The sequence below is a fragment of the Buchnera aphidicola (Thelaxes suberi) genome, assembly GCF_964059005.1.
Lineage (GTDB): Bacteria > Pseudomonadota > Gammaproteobacteria > Enterobacterales > Enterobacteriaceae > Buchnera_I > Buchnera_I aphidicola_C.
Genome location: NZ_OZ060389.1, coordinates 105,670 through 124,619, shown reverse-complemented (window position 1 = coordinate 124,619; position 18,950 = coordinate 105,670). Strand labels below are relative to the sequence as shown.

Here is an 18,950-nt window from a genome sequence, read left to right as displayed (position 1 = left end):
TATTTATATTCTACAATAAAAGAATAAATTTTATTATTGACTCAATTTAACATAAAATAATATTAACATTTTTAAATATTTTAAAAAACATATTATTAATATAAATTAATACTTTAAAATATTTATTTTAAATTTATTTAACTACTAATGAACGTAACCATAATAATTCTTTCTGCCATAAAGTTGAGTCAATACTTTCAACTATAATTGGTAAATTTAAAAAATAAGGATTATTCATAACCCATTTAAATAATGTAATACCAATTTTACCTAACCCTAAACTATGATGTCGATCAACTTTACTATTAAAATTACATTTTGCATCGTTTAAATGTATTACTTTTAAATACTTAATACCTATTTTTTTATCAAAATTATCTAAAAGATTATTGCAAGATCTATTAGAACTTAAATCATACCCTGAAGCAAATAAATGACATGTATCTAAACAAACTCCTATACGTGATTTATCAGTAATATTATTAATAATTTTTGATAAATGATTAAAATTATAACCTACACTACTACCTTGTCCGGCAGTATTTTCTATTATAATAATAACCTTATTAGTTTGCATACAGGCAATATTTATTGATTCAGAGATATTTTCTAAACATTTATCTTCAGTAATCTGATTTAAATGATTACCAGGATGTACATTTAAATACATTAATCCTAACTGATAACATCTTTTTATTTCATCTATTAATGCTATTCTAGATTTCTCTAACAGAAGAGCGTTAGGATGACCTAAATTTATTAAATAACTTCCATGAGGTATAATTTGATGGTTCTTATAAGAAAGAGTTGTACATTTTTCACGAAAATTCTTGATAACAGTAGCACTTAAACTCTTTGCATTCCATCTTATTTGATTTTTTGTAAAAAAAGCAAAAGCGCTCATATTTAAATTATGAGCTCTAATTACAGATTGATCTAATCCTCCTGATGCACTAACATGAAATCCTATATATTGCATTAATTCAATCCAATTTATTTAATAGATCAAGATAAACGATTTATAGAGAAAAGAAATAATTAAATTTATTAAACAATAAATGATATGATTCCTAATGAATTATAAATTTTTTTTATTTTTTTAATTTTTTCTATATATTTTTTAACGAAACATAATTATATAAAAAATATTATGATTCGACTATAATTGATAATTACTATTTGATATTTTAAACATTATCAATATTATTGTATAAATAATACTAGTTTTACATAAATATATTAAAAATAAAATTAATTTTTTAATAAGAAAATATATTAAGGATCAAGCGTGATTAATAAAGAAAAAAATAACTTTTATGATACCATACAAACGCTAATAAAATATTGGAAAACCCAAGGAGTAATTCCGATTCAATCACTTGACGCTCCAATTGGAGCTGGAACTTTTCATCCTGAAACTTTTTTTAATTCTCTTGGATATCATCCTTATTCTCGTATATATATTCAACCATGTAGGAGACCTTCAGATGGTCGATATGGAGTGAACCCTAATCGTTTACAGTATTATTACCAACTACAAGTAGTAATAAAACCAGCTCCATATAATATACAACAATTGTATCTTGATTCCTTAAAAAAAATAAATATTCAATCTAATCAAGTTGACATAAGATTCATAGAAGATAATTGGGAAAATCCTACTTTAGGAGCTTCTGGAGTAGGATGGGAAATATGGATTAATGGAATGGAAGTAACACAATTTACTTATTTTCAAAGTATTGGAGGTATAGAATGTAATCCAGTTACTGTTGAAATTACATATGGATTAGAAAGAATATGTATGCATAATCAAAACAAAGAAAATGTGTATGATTTAATTTGGATGCACAGTACGGACTATAATATATTATATAAAAATATACTTGAAAAAAACGAAAAAGAACAATCACAATATAATTTTATTGATTCAAATACAGAATTATTATTAAATTTATTTGTTTTATATAAAAAAGAATGTAATAGATTATTATTACTAAAAAAACCACTAATTTTTCCTGCTTATGATAATTTTTTATATGCTGTTCATAATTTTAATCTAATCGAAGCAAAAAAAATATTATCTATTAATGAAAGACAAAATTATATAACACAATTACGTCAGTTAGCAAAATTAACTGCAACTCTTTATTTAAACCAATTATCATAATTTTTATTATAAAAAAAAAGAATAAATAAAAATGAAAAAAACGTTATTAATTGAAATATATACTGAAGAAATACCACATACAGAGCTAAAAAATATTATTTTATCTTTATATAATAATATAATAAAAGAATTAAAACAATTCAATATTCAATACGAAAAAATAAAATGGTATGCTTCACCAAGAAGATTAGGAATAAAAATATACCAAATTGTAATGGAAAGAAAAATAAAAAAAAAAAAAATTATAGGACCTTCTACAAAAATTGCCATTAATAAAGAAAAAAAACTAAATCATATTGGATTATCTTGGGTGAAAAAATATAATATTGATAAAAACAAAATATTTTTTTTACAAAATAATCAAGGAAGCTGGGTTGCACAACAATCCTTTAACACAATAGAAAATGTTAAAAATGTACTACCAGAAATCATACATAATGCTATTAATCACATTAAGTTAACAAGAACTATGAAGTGGAACAATAATTCCATATCATTTATTAGGCCAGTAAGAAACATTTTAGCTATGATAGATGATAAAATATTGAAAATAAAAATATTTGAATTATATGCGACAAATTACACATATGGACATTTTTTTATGAATAATTCAAAAATTTTTTTTCAGCATGCTAAAGAATATCCTGCATTATTGTTTAATAAAGGAAAAGTTCTAGTAGATTTTTTTGAAAGAAAAAAAAACATTACTAACCAAATAGAAAAAAAATTAAACCAACTAAACGGGGCAATAAACATTAACCAAAATTTATTAGATGAAATAACATCCTTAGTTGAATACCCTGTAACCTTAGTTGGAAAATTTCAAAAAGAATATTTAAACATCCCCCATGAAATTATTATTAATATATTACAAAAATATCAAAAGCATATTCCTGTGTATATTAATAACCAATTAAGTAACTATTTTTTAATCATATCTAATATCGTATCTTCTAATAATCAAGCAATAATTACAGGAAACCAAAAAATAGTACATGCTAAATTATTTGATGCACAGTTTTTTTTAAAACAAGATCAAAAATTTAAGTTAATCAATAATTTAACCATCTTAAAAAAAACTATTTTTCAAGAAAATCTTGGTACACTGTATGAAAAAACAATACGTATATATCATTTAGTTAAATGGATTGGGTTAGCTTTAAAAATACAAGTTCAATATGGAATCAGAGCTGCTATTTTATGTAAATGTGATTTAGTAAGCAACATAGTATTTGAATTTCCAGAAATGCAAGGAATTATTGGAAAATATTATGCAATAAAAGAAAAGGAAAATTTATTAACAGCTCAAGCCATACAAGAACATTATTATCCTATATTGTCTCATTCTTCATTACCTACAACTAAAATAGGATGTGTATTATCTCTCTCTGATAAAATAGATACCATTGTTGGATTATCTATTTTAAAAAAATACCCAAAAAAAAATCAAGATCCTTATAAAATAAAACGTTTATCAACGGGTATTTTGCGCATCATTTTAGAAAAAAATTTTTCTATTGATTTAACATTATTAATTAAAAAAAGTTTTTTTTTATATAATTATAATTATTCTAAACAAGAAATAAATAAAGTATTAAATTTGATATTACATCGTATTTATCATATATATGAAAAAAATAAAATAGAAAAAAGAGTAATAAAATCTGTTATGTTAGCTTATAAAAATGAAATCTTACTTAATATCGATAAAAAAATTCAATCTGTACATCAATTTATACAAAGTAAACACTTTCTAGAATTAATGCTTATATATAAAAGAATAAGAAATATTTTAAATAAAAATAAACACATGTCTCATTATAAAAATATTAATACTGCACTTTTTCAAACAAAATACGAGTTTGATCTTTATCACAAGACGACTATTATTAATAAAAAAATATCTTATTTATTTAACAAAAAAGATTATTGGAATATTTTATTTGTTACAATCAACATAAAAGATGTTATTAATAACTTTTTTCAACATGTCTTAATACAAAATAATAACAGAGATATTTACTTAAATAGATTATCATTATTGTTTGTAGTAAAAAAAATGCTTTGTAATATATCCGATTTAGAATGCTTTATTGATTAAAATGATAAAAATTAAATATTCAACAAACATTAATTTTATTAATATAAAAAATTATTTTTTTTTTTTTTTTTTTTTTTTTTTTTTTTTTTTTTTTTGTAATATTTAATTTTAAATTAATAAAATAAAAAATTTTTTATATTATTTATTTTTTTAAATATTTTTAATATTTTACATACAAATTCAATGAATATGAAATTTAACATTTTTTTAAATGTTATTTTCTTAAAATAGCTTTTAAATTAACACTTAAATCTAAAATAATTTTATTCATTAATATATTAATTTTATCTTCTGTTAAATCTCCTTTTTCATTAAAAAATAATATATTAATAGATATACTTTTTTTTCCGATTTCTATTTTTTTACCGCGATATAAATCAAATATATTGAATTCTACTTTATGCTTACTAATAGATTGTGTACATATAGATATAATTTCATCATATTGAATATTTTCGTTAACTACTATTGAAATATCTCTTTGACTTCTTGGAAAATATTTAATTTCACATATTTTATTTTTTTTATTTTCAACAAAATCATCTAAAAACAAATCAAATAAATAAACTCTAGAATTAAATTGAAATTTTTTTTCTAATATAGGATCTAAAGCACCTATTACGCCAATTTTATTATTATTTAAATATATAAATGCACTACAATTAGAATCTAAACCTAATATAGAAGAATCAGAAATAAATCTTATTTTTTTTATTAATCCATAATAACCAAATATAGTTTCGATATCTCCTTTGATATGATAAAAATCTAATTTAATATCATGCATATCCCAATGCATTGGAACTAATGATCCAGTTACTAAACCAGCAAGATGCAATTCTTCTTTAAATAAAGATTTCTTTTTTAAATCTGGAACAAAACATAACCCTGTTTCTAATAATCGTATTAAATGCTGTTGACGATTTTGATTATAAATTGCCGATTGTATTAATCCTACCCATAATGTAAAACGCATAGATGACATATCTTGAGACATAGGATTAGAAATTAATAAAGGAGAAATATTAGGATTAATTAAAGCTTGTAATTTAGGATTTACAAAAGAATAATTAATGACTTCTGAATAACCTCTTGCAATTAAAATATTTCTTATTTTTTTTTCGCATGTTTTTTTTTCTATTTTTTTTTGTATTGGTAGTATCTTTAAAGGTTGCATAATAATATTTTCATATCCATATATTCTTATAAAGTCAGCAATTGCATCTTCTTGAGATAAAATGTCTGATCTCCAATATGGCGGGAAAATCACCCAACCTTTTTCAAAGAAAGATACTTTATAGCCTAAAACAGTAAAAATTTTATTTATTACACTAGAATTAACAAAATAACCCAAGGTATCATTTAATTTTTTATGATACAATTTAATAGAATTAATTTTATTAAAGCAATATTCTTTATTACAATATTCAGAAATAGGACCAATCTGTCCTGAACATATTGTTTTAATTAATTTAGTAGCATAATTAATAGCAATTATTTGATGGTATATATTTACTGGATATTTATATAAATTAATTATATGATCGTCTAATTGATCTGTCATTACACTATTTTTTATTAATTGAGATGCTAATAATGATATAGATCCCAAAAAAATATTTTTAATATTATTATTATTAGTAGAAAAATTATCTAAAACTAAATTATTAGATAACAACAAAATTTGTTTTTCATCCCTGAGAACAGAAATATTTTTTTTTAATTTTTTTTTCTTTTTATTTAATAAAATAAAATTATTTTCTTCTGTTTGTGTAAAAAAAACAGAATTATTAATCATGTCCATATTAATAATATGGATCGGTTCTCCTATTTCTAGTAATACATAATTAATAACATCTGTAATTATATTTGTTGAATATACTCCAGAATATCTTAATTTTTCTTGCATCCAAAAAGGCGTTGCAACTTTTAAATTTACATTTTTTATTATTCTTCCAACATATTTTACACAACCGCTTTTTTGTTTAAAATTTACTTTTAAACGATCATTAATATCATCATGTATCTTTATTTTTTCTAATTTTGGAGGTATTAATTTATTAATTGTAAAAATTTCTCTAGACAATCCAAATATACTCATGACATCAAAACGGTTAGCAGGTATATTAATTTTAATAGTATTGTTATTACTTTTAACAAAATATTTTTTTGCTGATTCTCCAGGTACTGCAGTATTAGGTAATATTATTACTTCATCATTTCCATAAGGAACAGATAAGTCATTATACGAATATAATTTTTTATTTTTTACTTTAATTATATTAATATAATTATTTGTTTGATTAGTATCAAAAACAACAACTTTATCATGTTTTTTTAAATTATTCTTACTATACCAATAATTAATAATATTATTATTACCTATATTAATTTGGTAAACATATTTCTTCTGCAACAAACATTTTTTTTTTTCAATAAATATTATTTCTCCTACAATAATATTATCAAAATTACCTGTATTACAATAAATTTTTTCTACTTCAAAACCAAATTCTGTTAATTGTTTATGTAACATACTAGAATTAATAAACAAACCGCATATCTTTTCTTTTAACCATAACTCGCTAAATTTCATTAGAATTAGAGCCACCTTTTTATGTAAATTGTTTAATAAAATTTAAATCATTATAAAAAAAAGAACGTAAATCTACTATGCCATACCGTAACATTGTTATTCGTTCTATTCCTATTCCGAAAGCAAAACCTGAAAAACAATTATGATCTATATTCATTTTATTTAAAACAAACGGATGTACCATTCCACAACCTAACACTTCTAACCACTTAAATTTTTTATTTTTACCTTCTATAAAAATATCAATTTCAGCTGAAGGTAAAGTAAATGGAAAATAAGCACTCCTAAATCTTATTTTTACTTCTTTTGTAAAAAAATTTTGTATAAAATTAAACATTAACCATTTTAAATTAGAAAAATTTATATTTTTATCAATAACTAACCCTTCTAATTGATGAAACATAGGAGTATGTGTAGAATCATAATCATTTCTATACACTTTTCCATATGAAATTATACGAATCGGAGGTTGTTCTTTTTCCATGATGCGTACTTGTATACTAGAAGTTTGTGTTCGTAACAACATTTTATCATTAAACCAAAAAGTATCTTTTTTATTTCTGGCAGGGTGATCAAAAGGAATATTTAATGCGTCAAAATTATAATATGCATTTTCTATTTCTGGACCTGTTATTATTTGAAAATTTAATTTTAAAAAATAATTTTCTATATTATTAATAGTAACTGTAATTGGATGTAATGATCCAATCGAAACACATCTTCCTGGTAAAGTGATATCAATTTTGTATTTATTTAATTGAATTTTTTTATCTAAAATATCTATTGTTTTTTTACATAATTGTATTTTTTTTATTATAAAATTTTTAATAAAATTAATTTTAATGCCAATTTTTTTTCTATTTTCAATAGGAATTTTTTTAATATCTTGCATAGCACAAGATACATAACCTTTCTTACCTAAATATTTAATACGTAACAAATCTAAATCAGCGTGATTATTAATTTTTTTTATTTTTTTTTTAAATTTATCTAAAAACGAAGCGCTCAAAATCATAATATTTCTCATATTAATATATGTATCAATCATATTAATTGTAATAAACAACTTATTTCTAATATTTAATTTTATTAAAAATAAAACTAAAAATTTTTTTATTTTAATTCTAAAATTATCAGATATGTAAAAATTACAATGGGAGTGAATATTACTCCCACGTAATATTTTTCAAAAATAAAATTAAATTAAATTTAATGTACTTTTTGATTTTTGCACTAAAAAAGAAAATGTTTTTTTGTCAAAAACTGCTAAATCTGAAAGTATTTTTCGATTAATTATAATTGAAGCATTTTTTAATCCCAATATAAAGTTACTATAAGAGATATTTTCACAACGAACTGCTGCATTAATACGAGTAATCCATAAACGACGAAACGTACGTTTCTTTTGACGTCGATCACGATATGCATATTGACCAGCTTTAATAACAGCCTGTTTTGCTACTCTATAAACACGAGATCGCGCACCATAATACCCTTTTGCTTTTTTTAAAATCTTCTTATGACGCGATCGTGCTACAACACCTCGTTTAATACGAGTCATTTAATACCGCTCCTTTTTTTCTTCTATAATAGAATTACTATTTTACAAATATGGAAGAAATAATTTTAACTTACTCATCTCACTTTTTTTAATTAATGATTTAGATCGTAAGCTACGTTTATATTTACTACTTTTTTTAGTAAGAATATGACGTAATTTTGCTGGTTTATGCTTAAATAAATTTGATGCAGTTTTTTTAAATCTTTTTGCTGCGCTTCGTAACGTTTTAATTTTTGGCATTATTAAATATTATTTTTATTTATTAAATAAAAAATAAAAAACTCCTTTAATATAGATGTATAATTATTTTTTTTTAGGTATTAAAATCATAATAATCTGACGACCTTCTATTTTTAACGGAGAAGCATCTGTTATAACTAAATGTGTAACATCTTTTTTAATTCTATTTAAGACATTAACTCCAATATGCTGATGCGCCATTTCTCTACCTCTAAAACGTAATGTAACTTTTACTTTACTTCCATCTTCTAAAAAACGACAAAGATTTTTTAATTTAACTTGATAATCCCCTTCTTCTGTACTAGGTCGAATTTTTATTTCTTTTATCTGTATAACTTTTTGTTTCTTTTTTTGCTCTTTTATAGATTTACTTTTTTTATATAAAAATTTTCCGTAATCCATAATACGACATACAGGAGGATTTGCATTAGGACTCATTTCAACTAAATCTAAACCAATTTTTTCTGCTTTTTTTAATGCTTCTTGAAAACTATGAATACCTAATTGACTACCATCTATACCTGTTAAACGTACTTCAGATACATGGATAATTTCATTATTTATACGATTAGGTTTTATAAATACAACACGCTTTACTCCTTTAATACGTTATACCTCCCATTTTATACTACTACGATTTTTAATTTCTGATAATAAATTATTAATAAATTTTTTTACATCATAATTGTTAATGTTTATACCTTTTAAAATACGTAAACTAATCGTTTCATTTTTTACTTCTTTATTTCCACATATTAACATGTACGGAACACGTGTTAAAATATGTTCCCGTATTTTTAGTCCTATTGATACATTTCTCACATCTAACCTTACACGAATACCTATAGAAATTAGATGAGAATAAATTTTTTTGACATATTCAACAGAATTTTCTGATATACTAATTATAACAACCTGAATAGGAGCTAACCATGTAGGGAAAAACCCATCATACTCCTCTATTAAAATTCCTATAAATCGTTCAATTGATCCTAATATTGCTCTATGTATTAAAATTGGATATTTTTTTTCATTTTGATCATTTATATAGGTTGCATTCAATAACTTAGGTAAGTAAAAATCTAACTGTATAGTACCACATTGCCAATTTCTACTTAAAGAATCCTCTAATACAAATTCTATTTTTGGACCATAAAAAGCACCTTCTCCTTCCTGGATCTTAAATTCTAAATTACTAGCATTAAGTACATATAATAAATCTTTTTCCGCTTGATTCCATGTTTTTTCATCCCCTATTCTTTTTTCTGGTCTTGTAGAAAATTTGATATGAATTTTTTTAAATCCAAAAATTCTATATACATCAAGAATTAAATTTATACAACTATTAATTTCTTTCCTAACATTTTTTTTTAAGCAAAATATATGACCATCATCTTGTGTAAAACTACGTAAGCGTAATAAACCATGTAATCCACCAGAAAATTCATTACGATGACAATGTCCAAACTCTGATATCCTAATAGGAAGATCTTTGTAAGACTTAATTCCTTGATTAAAAATTTGTATATGTGCTGGGCAATTCATAGGTTTAATGCAAAAATCTTTTTTTTCAGAAACTGTCGTAAACATAGAATGACTATAATTTTTCCAGTGCCCACTTTTTTCCCACATTTTTTTATCTATTATAATAGGAGTTTTTACTTCCCTATATTCTTCTGAATTTAATTTTTCACGAATAAATTGTTGTAATTCATTAAATATTGCATAACCTTTTTCATGCCAAAAAATCATACCAGGAGCTTCATCTTGGATATGATATAAATCTAATTTTTTTGACAAAATTCGATGATCTCTTTTATTTAAAATATCTAATCGATGAAAATAAGATTCATATTGTTCCTTTGTTGCCCAAGAAATAACATTTATTCTTTGTAATATTTTATTACTATTATTTTTATTAAAATGTATACCTGAAGATTGATACACTTTAAAATTAGAACAAAATGATATATTTGATGCTTGAACAAGATTTATAAAAAAATCTGGATGATTTTTATGAAAATAAATATCAATTTTTTCTTTTTCTTGCATCATAAGATTATTTAATAAATCTAATTTATGTTCTGAATCTAAAAAGTATCTTTTAGCTGTTTGAATGTCTAATTTTTTATATATAATATTATATTTTTCTAATATTAATTCATTCATTTTTTTTTCTATTAAATTTAACTCAATTGTACTTAAACTATTGTTTATATCAATATCATAAAAAAAACCATTTTCATTCAGCTTTAATTGTACTAACTGCGCTTCAGGCCATAATAATTTTACAGCATAGCCAAAAAGGTGTCCGCAAGAAACTCGAATTAAATTCAAAGAAAATACATCATTAGGAGTGATTAATTTAACTGACACATCTTCTGAAAAATTAGTTTCAATATGAATTAAAGCATTATTAGCTATTGCTCCAACGCATGTATTTAATAAATCCGGTTTAATTTGTTTTAAAACATTTATCAATGAAATACTATTTTTATATTTATATTTTGTTCCATCGAAAAAAGTAATAACCGGCATATTTTTTCCTTAATTAAAGAATTGATATAAAGTATGTCATAAAATATTTTTATTTTATATGTATAAATTCATAATCATACTTATAATGAAATACGCCAGTAAAAACTGACGTATAAAAATAATTAAAATCGCGTGTCTACTGCTTCTGCTAATTGATCTATTAAATTTTTACTGTCTTCCCAACTTAAACATGGGTCAGTAATTGATTGTCCATAATTCAACGGTTTATTGTTAATAACACATTGAGAACCTTCTTCAAGAAAGCTTTCTACCATAACTCCGCAAATTTGTTTTGATCCATTACGGATTTGATTACAAACTGATTTACCCACATTAATTTGACGTCGAGGTTCTTTTAAACAATTTGCATGACTAAAATCTACCATCAAATATTCTGGAAGATTAAATTCACGTAATAAAAGAATTGCTTGTTGTATATCACTAAAATGATAATTAGGTTGTTTACCTCCTCGCATAATAATATGACCAAAAGGATTACCGCTAGTATGATTAATAGTCATTTGCCCATTTTTATTAGGAGCTAAAAATAAATGACGTACTTGAGTTGCCCGAATAGCATCAATTGCAATTCGTATGTTTCCATCAGTTCCATTTTTAAATCCAACAGGACAAGACAGCGCAGAAGCCATTTCTCTATGAATTTGACTTTCAGTAGTTCTCGCTCCAATTGCTCCCCAACTAATTAAGTCTGCAATAAATTGCCCTATAACCATATCTAAAAATTCAGTTGCTGACGGCATTCCTAAATTATTAATATCTATTAATAATTTTCTTGCCACAGATAACCCATGATTAACTCTAAAAGTACCATTTAAATCAGGATCAGAGATGAGTCCTTTCCATCCTACTACAGTTCTCGGTTTTTCAAAGTAAGTTCGCATAATAATTTCTAATCGATCAGAATATTTTTTGCGTAATTCACATAATTTTGATGCATATTCAACTGCAGCAACTGGATCATGAACTGAACAAGGCCCAATTATAACTAATAACCGCAAATCTTTTCCGGTAATAATATTCGCAATATTATTTCTAGATTGAATAACATTTTCCATAATTTCAGAAGTAACAGGATAAATATTTGCTAATTCTGCAGGGGTAATTAATGGATCTATTCTTATAGTACGTAATTCATCTGTTTTTTTCATTCATTTATTTCTCTAAAAAGTTTTAAAAATTCAATATAGATTAAATCTCATTATAAAATGCAAAAGTATACATTAAAATAGTATTTTCAAAAAAAAATAAATAATAAATTATTATAATGATAAGGAAGGTGAATTGAATAAATAATTATTATAAAAAACTATATTTTGACACTAATTTTATAAATATTGCGATTGAATAATATTTAAAATAAAAAATTATTTACAATAAAATTATTCTTTTTACAGAAGATTACATTTAAATTAAAATGATATATTTATAAAAAAATAAAATTTTATTTATTATTAAATAAAATACAATCAAAATAAAATTAATCTAATTAATCATTTTTTTTCTAATAATTTGATTGGTACATTGTTTAATGATAAATAAACATCTTGCTTTTTATATATCCACGAAAAAATTAATCTATAAGATATATACAATATAACAGGACCTATAAAAATACCTATAAATCCAAAAGCTAATAATCCGCCAATCATACCAGATAGTACTATGGAAGTTGGTAAATCAGCACCTATTTTAATAATCCTAGGACGTAAAAAATTGTCTACTGCACATATAATACAACTCCAACCTAAAATAATTGTTCCCCACATAAATTCTTCATTTAAATAAAACCATATTGTTATAGGAATTAATATAGGTAATGGACCCATTTGTATTAAACAAAAGAAAAAAATTAATAGCATAATCAAGGAAGAATATGAAATTCCTGATAAAAATAATATTATACCAGATAAAATACTTTGAACTAAAGCGGTTAATAATACTCCTACAACTACAGCTCTAATTGCATGAATCATTAAAATAATTAAAGTTTCTCCTATTTGAGGTGAACCTAATCTATACACAAAACTATTAATAATATTAGATATTTTTGAACCATTCCAATATAAAAAAGTGCTAAATATTAATATAAAAATTAAATGCATAAAAAAATTACTAAAATAACCAGCATTTGATAAAAAAAGTTCAGTTGTATTTTTGATACAAGGTTTTATAAAACTAAATGTACCTAAATTATTTGAATGTATAATTTTTTGATAATAATTAAACAATTTTATTCCAATTATTGGAATTTCTTTTAAATAAAAAAAGTCAGGGAACCCAATTAATTTATTTCTAAAAAGTTGTAATAATGGAAAAGTACTGTTAATAACAACATTAAATAAAAAAATTACTGGAGTTAACAACGATAATAATAAAATTACAAACATAATGCTAACAGATACAATTTTTTGATTATTAAGTTTGAATCTTATTTTTTTTAAAAATGGCCATGTAGCGACTACTATCATACTTGACCAAATAAAACCTATAATAAAAGGACGTATTACCCAAAAACTCGTTGTTACTATAATAATAGTAAAAAAAACTGAAAAAAATATTTTTGTAAAATCTGATTGCATGTGATATATTTTCATTTCAAATAATACCTTTTTTATTCTTTTTTATTGTTTTTAACAAAAAATTATTGAAATAATCTTTCAAAAAACATTAAGATTTATTAATTTTAATAAATAATCTTAAATAATTGCATTATAAATCTAAAATAATTTTATTTTCATTCTATAAAAAATATAAATATTTTAATAAAAATAGTTGTTTATACATAATAAAAAAGGTAGTATTACATTATTATTTGTATAATAAATTAAATTTTTAAAACAAAAAATTAATATTGCAATCAAAATTATATTTATTTTCATTCAATTTAATTGAGTTAGATTACTTTATACTGAATTAATATTCAATATTTATTTATAATAAACATATTATTAGTAGTATTTATGAACAACATGACAAATTTAGTATTAATTAACATTACAAAAGCAGCTTATGAATACATACATGAAATCATAAAAAAAAACCAAAACAATATTATAGGAATTAATATTAATATTAAAAAATCAGGTTGTGCAGGATTTCGATATACATTTAATTTTATTAGAGAAAATGAAAAACCTAATACTACAATAAAAAATATATCTTTTAAACACAAAAATATTATTTTTTCTATACCTAAAACCATTATACATGTAGTAAAAAATGCTACTCTAGATTTAGAACAAAAAGGATTAAATAAAAATTTAAAATTATTTAACCCTAATATAAAAACAACCTGTGGATGCGGTGAAAGTTTTGAAATAAAATAAAATTATATTTTCTATACAACCCATTTTATCAAAGCAAAATTTTTTTTCCCTTTACATAAAAAAGTATATGTATCAAATAGAAATTCTTTTTTTGTTAAGATGTATTTAGGATCCACTTCAATCCTTCCATTAATTTTTATACCCGATGAAATAATTAAATTACGTGATAAATTTAATGAAGTTGAAAAATTTATTTTTAACACAATTTTTTCTAAGTTTAAATCTTTTATATAATATAAATTAAAAATAGGAATACTATTATTAGCGTTATTATTATCTTTATTAAAAAAATAATTAAAATCAGATTTATTTAATAAATGAATATTATTTGAAAACAAATTATATGTAATTTTTTTTGCTATAATATATTCATTTTTTCCATGAACTAATACAGTAATTTTTTTTGCTAATTGTTGTTTTAAATAAATAATTTCATTTTTACTTGTTTTTTTTACATCATATACAGTATTCGTTTTTAACAAATCAAACATATTTAAAATATTTAATGCAACATCGTCAGTTATATTAATCCAAAATTGATAAAATTGATATGGAGTTGTTTTATTTGCATCTAACCATACATTACCTGATTCTGTTTTACCAAATTTTTTTCCATCAGATTTTATAAACAAAGGAATGGTTAATCCTAATACTTGCTTATTATATGTTTTCTGAATTAAATTAATACCAGAAACTATGTTACCCCATTGATCAGATCCTCCAATCTGAAGAACAGTATGATAATTTTTATACAATTGTAAGTAGTCATATGCTTGAAATATAGTATATGAAAATTCATTAAAAGATATTCCTTGATCTGTTGATTTAATTCTTTTTCTAACAGATTCTTTATTAATCATACTATTAATAGAAAAATGTTTTCCTATATTCCTTATAAATTCTAAAACATTAGCTTGTTTAAACCATTCATAATTATTTACAATTAATGCCGAATTATTACTATTGTCAAAATCTAAAAATTTTTTTACTTGTAATATAATTTTTTTTTCCCAATCCAAAATATTTTCAACTGAATTTAATATCCTTTTTTTTTCTTTAAAGCTAGGATCTCCTATTAAACTCGTTCCTCCGCCTATTAATACAATAGGTTTATGACCAAAATTTTGAAACATTTTTAATGTTAACAGTGGTAATAAATGACCTACATGTAGACTATCAGCAGTTAGATCAAAACCACAGTACAAAACAATTGATTTATTTTTAATATAATTTTCAAAATATTTTTTATTAGAAATATTATAAACCATTTGTTTTTTATATAATTCTGTTAAAATATTCACTTAAGAAATTTTCCTTATAACAAATATGTTATTACAATCACTTTTTTTATATAAATAATTTTATATTTTAAATAAATAAATTAACGATAAACAATAGTACTTACTAATTATCGCTATGATGCATATCATATAAAAATATAATTTTTTCGAATATTTTTTTTGATTGTATTTTTTTATATAAAATATTTAAAACAAAATGCAATCTTTGTAAAGAAGTATAAGAAAATAAAATTTTAGAATAATAAGTATTTTTATATTTTAATTTTTTTATAGGATCAGGACCTATTATAATTAATTGAGGTAATAGAACAATTAAATTATTATAAAAATAATCATTGAAATATGTAATAAATAAAGTAATCGTTTGAAAAATACTAGAATGAAACCATAAAACAATATGATAAGTAAATGGAGGCAACTTATACTTTTTTCTAAAATTTAATAATAATTTTAAAAAAAAATCATATCCCTTTTCTAATAAAGCAAATAATAAGCTATTTGTTTTTGATGATTGCACTATAACTTCTAAATTTAAATTATTATGACCTAAAGAAAATAAAATACTTTGATATAATTTTCCAAATTGCTCTAAAGATCTAAAGTTATTAGCATACAAATATTTATCAATAGATAAAAATGCTATTAAAGAAACATCTTTAATAAAATATTTATTTGCATAATTAGCATAGGATAAAATAATAGTAGATGTATTAAAATGTAAATAATAATCAGAATTAAAAAAATATTTCATTTTAGTAAAAGTAGTTTTATTCGATAACTCTACTATTGGAACATGAGGAAAAACTTCATTCATGTATTCTTTTGCTATCCGCATATCAAAAAAACTAGTAGAATAAGAAAAAAATCCGCAATAATTACAATATTCAGGAACATGAATTGTTTTTAAACAATAACAACACATTAATTCATTATAGTAATTATGAAATTTGTAATATTGATTACAATAAATACACCTAAAAAATTGTAAACAATTATTACATTTTAATACCTTAAAAAAATTGTTTTTTTCTTCTAAAATTAATAAAACAGAACTTTTATTATTGATATGATAATTAATTTTTTTTATTAAATTAATAGAATAAATACCTATAGATCTTCCGTAAGTAAAATCAAAAATATTATTTTGTATATTAATTTTATTTTGTTTATTGTAATTATTTTCTAATAAATAATTAAATTTGATTTGTTTGTATGACCTATCTAATATTTTTTTTTTACAGAATAAACTCAAACTAGAAGATGTAAAAATTAGTGGAATTTTTTCTTGTTTAGATCGTTGTAATGCAACTTGAACTTCATTAAAAATAAATTTATTTTGAAGAGGATTATTTAACATACTATAATCTTGGTAAATGATTATTAATCCTAAAGATCTTAATGGTAAAAATATTCCTATTTTTGTAGCAATAATAATTTTTGGACCTAATGAATTACTATAATTCCATACCGATATTTTCTTTTGGATGCTAATTTTATTATCATATAATTCTATGTTAATATTATAATTTTTTCTAAATAAAGAAATTAAATTATATACAAAACTTGTTTCTATTGAAGGAACTAATAATAAAATTGTTAATCCATTATTAAAATAATGACAAAACAAAAAAGTATAAAAATCTAATTTTTGCAAAATATTAATATTAGTAAAATAAAAAGGTTTTGAATAATCTTGTTGACGTAACAACATTGTTATAAATTTTAAACATTTTTTACCTAAATATTTAAAATTTTTTAAAACAATATGAACATGACGATGTTGATTATTTTTACAATGATCTAATTTACACAATCCTTTCATAGCAAGTGATAACAATACACTATTTTTAATTTTAAAATATTTTAATTCTTTATAATAAATACTCTGTTGCGTTAATATTGATAAAGCATAAAGTTGATTTTTTCCAAATTTATTTTTTAAATATAAATATTTTTTTCCTGCATCAGTAATATTCCAATAAAAATATTTTTTGTTTTTAATGAAAACATCTTTTATAAAATGACTAGGTAATATATCTAATACTATTTTCCTAAAATCTAATTTTGCATAACAAGAATACCATTTCATTAAATTCCATAAATTAATACCATACAATGAATCATTGTCTATCAATGTTGATACATCTCTTAAATTATATTTTTTTATAAAAAAACTATTATACTTTTTTCTTGACCAATAATTTAAAATTATACCAATTAAAAAATGTTTTCTAAAAGGTACTTTCACTCGTACACCAATTTTTGGAATAGAATTTTTAATGTTATATAAATAATAAAAATTGTTTTTAAAACGTATAGGTACTACAACTTCAATAATATACACAATTAAAATCCAATTAAAATATTAATGATAATATAAAAATTATTTTTATTTCAATTTATTAATTAAATGAAAACAACACAAATGATTAATAAAACATTTATTACAATTTGGATTCCTTGCAGTACATATATATCTTCCATGTAATACAAACCAATTATGCAAGTTGTATTTAAAATATATCGGAACTAATTTAGTTAATTTACTTTCTACTTCTTTTACATTTTTACCTATTGCAAAACTCGTTCTATTACATATTCTAAATACATGTGTATCAACAGCAATAACAGGTTGATGAAAAATAGTGTTCAAAATAATACTTGCTGTTTTTCTTCCAACTCCAGGTAATTTTTCTAAATCAATTCTATTATCTGGAACTTTACCCTGATAATTATGTACTAATATTTTACACGTTTGAATTATATAAATTGACTTTTTATTATGTAAACCAATAACATTTATTATTTTATTTAATCGATATAACCCTAATTTCAACATTGTAAAAGGAGTATTAGCAATAGAATACAATAATGAAGTAGCTTTATTAACAGACTTATCAGTTGATTTCGCAGAAAGAATAACAGAAATTAATAATTCAAAAGCGGAATTAAAAGATAATTCCATATAAGGTTTCGGATAATGTAACATAAATAATTCTAAAATTTTATAACGTATAGTTTGATTCATAATCATATTTAGTATTCATTTATTAATTAAAAATTTATATTTGAAATATTTTTATATTTTAAAAATATTTT

The 18,950-nt window shown here is 21.8% G+C and carries 15 protein-coding genes; 3 read left to right on the top strand and 12 right to left on the bottom strand.

The window, feature by feature from the left end:
• Positions 1-133 precede the first annotated feature (133 nt).
• Complete coding sequence (gene nfo / locus AB4W61_RS00575) at positions 134-979, bottom strand: deoxyribonuclease IV (RefSeq protein WP_367679043.1); 846 nt, start codon at positions 977-979, stop codon at positions 134-136.
• Positions 980-1,288: 309 nt separating this feature from the next.
• Between nfo and glyQ the strand changes: the two genes are divergently transcribed.
• Together glyQ and glyS are read left to right on the top strand one after the other, a co-directional pair.
• Positions 1,289-2,167, top strand: coding sequence for a glycine--tRNA ligase subunit alpha (glyQ, locus tag AB4W61_RS00570; protein ID WP_367679042.1), 879 nt, complete (start codon positions 1,289-1,291; stop codon positions 2,165-2,167).
• A gap of 31 nt (positions 2,168-2,198) precedes the next feature.
• Positions 2,199-4,268 (top strand): glycine--tRNA ligase subunit beta, encoded by a 2,070-nt coding sequence (gene glyS, locus AB4W61_RS00565; RefSeq protein ID WP_367679041.1) that lies wholly within the window; start codon positions 2,199-2,201, stop codon positions 4,266-4,268.
• A 214-nt stretch (positions 4,269-4,482) separates the two neighbouring features.
• Here glyS and pheT read toward each other — a convergent pair whose 3' ends face one another.
• From pheT to ydiK, 8 genes are all read right to left on the bottom strand, one after another.
• Positions 4,483-6,864 carry a phenylalanine--tRNA ligase subunit beta gene (gene pheT / locus AB4W61_RS00560; RefSeq protein ID WP_367679040.1) on the bottom strand — a complete coding sequence of 794 codons (2,382 nt, stop codon included), beginning with the start codon at positions 6,862-6,864 and terminating at the stop codon, positions 4,483-4,485.
• 19 nt (positions 6,865-6,883) lie between these two features.
• Complete coding sequence (gene pheS, locus AB4W61_RS00555; protein WP_367679151.1) at positions 6,884-7,879, bottom strand: phenylalanine--tRNA ligase subunit alpha; 996 nt, start codon at positions 7,877-7,879, stop codon at positions 6,884-6,886.
• Between the two features lie 183 nt (positions 7,880-8,062).
• Positions 8,063-8,425 carry a 50S ribosomal protein L20 gene (gene rplT / locus AB4W61_RS00550; protein WP_367679039.1) on the bottom strand — a complete coding sequence of 121 codons (363 nt, stop codon included), beginning with the start codon at positions 8,423-8,425 and terminating at the stop codon, positions 8,063-8,065.
• A 42-nt stretch (positions 8,426-8,467) separates the two neighbouring features.
• The gene (gene rpmI, locus AB4W61_RS00545) at positions 8,468-8,665 is read right to left on the bottom strand and encodes a 50S ribosomal protein L35 (RefSeq protein ID WP_367679038.1); all 198 of its coding nucleotides are present in this window, start codon (positions 8,663-8,665) and stop codon (positions 8,468-8,470) included.
• A gap of 63 nt (positions 8,666-8,728) precedes the next feature.
• Positions 8,729-9,271, bottom strand: a complete 543-nt coding sequence (gene infC / locus AB4W61_RS00540) for a translation initiation factor IF-3 (RefSeq protein ID WP_367679150.1) — start codon at positions 9,269-9,271, stop codon at positions 8,729-8,731.
• 3 nt (positions 9,272-9,274) lie between these two features.
• Positions 9,275-11,203 (bottom strand): threonine--tRNA ligase, encoded by a 1,929-nt coding sequence (gene thrS / locus AB4W61_RS00535; protein WP_367679037.1) that lies wholly within the window; start codon positions 11,201-11,203, stop codon positions 9,275-9,277.
• 122 nt (positions 11,204-11,325) lie between these two features.
• A complete protein-coding gene (locus AB4W61_RS00530; RefSeq protein ID WP_367679036.1) occupies positions 11,326-12,372 on the bottom strand; it encodes a 3-deoxy-7-phosphoheptulonate synthase in 1,047 nt (348 codons plus the stop codon).
• 342 nt (positions 12,373-12,714) lie between these two features.
• Positions 12,715-13,818, bottom strand: coding sequence for an AI-2E family transporter YdiK (gene ydiK / locus AB4W61_RS00525; protein WP_367679035.1), 1,104 nt, complete (start codon positions 13,816-13,818; stop codon positions 12,715-12,717).
• Between the two features lie 366 nt (positions 13,819-14,184).
• On the opposite strand from ydiK, the gene AB4W61_RS00520 reads away from it, so the two are divergent.
• The gene (locus AB4W61_RS00520) at positions 14,185-14,550 is read left to right on the top strand and encodes a HesB/IscA family protein (protein WP_367679034.1); all 366 of its coding nucleotides are present in this window, start codon (positions 14,185-14,187) and stop codon (positions 14,548-14,550) included.
• An 11-nt stretch (positions 14,551-14,561) separates the two neighbouring features.
• Here AB4W61_RS00520 and tyrS read toward each other — a convergent pair whose 3' ends face one another.
• The 3 genes from tyrS to nth all read right to left on the bottom strand — a co-directional run bounded on the left by tyrS (position 14,562) and on the right by nth (position 18,879).
• Entirely contained in the window at positions 14,562-15,851 is a 1,290-nt protein-coding gene (tyrS, locus tag AB4W61_RS00515) for a tyrosine--tRNA ligase (protein ID WP_367679033.1), read from the bottom strand.
• 103 nt (positions 15,852-15,954) lie between these two features.
• Complete coding sequence (locus tag AB4W61_RS00510; protein ID WP_367679032.1) at positions 15,955-18,195, bottom strand: hypothetical protein; 2,241 nt, start codon at positions 18,193-18,195, stop codon at positions 15,955-15,957.
• Positions 18,196-18,240: 45 nt separating this feature from the next.
• A complete protein-coding gene (gene nth / locus AB4W61_RS00505; RefSeq protein WP_367679031.1) occupies positions 18,241-18,879 on the bottom strand; it encodes an endonuclease III in 639 nt (212 codons plus the stop codon).
• Between the last annotated feature and the right edge of the window lie 71 nt (positions 18,880-18,950).

Coding starts and splice junctions, on each gene's coding strand:
- rplT (WP_367679039.1), bottom strand. CDS start 8,425: ATGACTCGTATTAAACGAGGTGTTGTAGCACGATCGCGTCATAAGAAG.
- nfo (WP_367679043.1), bottom strand. CDS start 979: ATGCAATATATAGGATTTCATGTTAGTGCATCAGGAGGATTAGATCAA.
- pheT (WP_367679040.1), bottom strand. CDS start 6,864: ATGAAATTTAGCGAGTTATGGTTAAAAGAAAAGATATGCGGTTTGTTT.
- AB4W61_RS00530 (WP_367679036.1), bottom strand. CDS start 12,372: ATGAAAAAAACAGATGAATTACGTACTATAAGAATAGATCCATTAATT.
- rpmI (WP_367679038.1), bottom strand. CDS start 8,665: ATGCCAAAAATTAAAACGTTACGAAGCGCAGCAAAAAGATTTAAAAAA.
- ydiK (WP_367679035.1), bottom strand. CDS start 13,818: ATGAAAATATATCACATGCAATCAGATTTTACAAAAATATTTTTTTCA.
- thrS (WP_367679037.1), bottom strand. CDS start 11,203: ATGCCGGTTATTACTTTTTTCGATGGAACAAAATATAAATATAAAAAT.
- nth (WP_367679031.1), bottom strand. CDS start 18,879: ATGAATCAAACTATACGTTATAAAATTTTAGAATTATTTATGTTACAT.
- AB4W61_RS00520 (WP_367679034.1), top strand. CDS start 14,185: ATGAACAACATGACAAATTTAGTATTAATTAACATTACAAAAGCAGCT.
- glyS (WP_367679041.1), top strand. CDS start 2,199: ATGAAAAAAACGTTATTAATTGAAATATATACTGAAGAAATACCACAT.
- pheS (WP_367679151.1), bottom strand. CDS start 7,879: ATGATTTTGAGCGCTTCGTTTTTAGATAAATTTAAAAAAAAAATAAAA.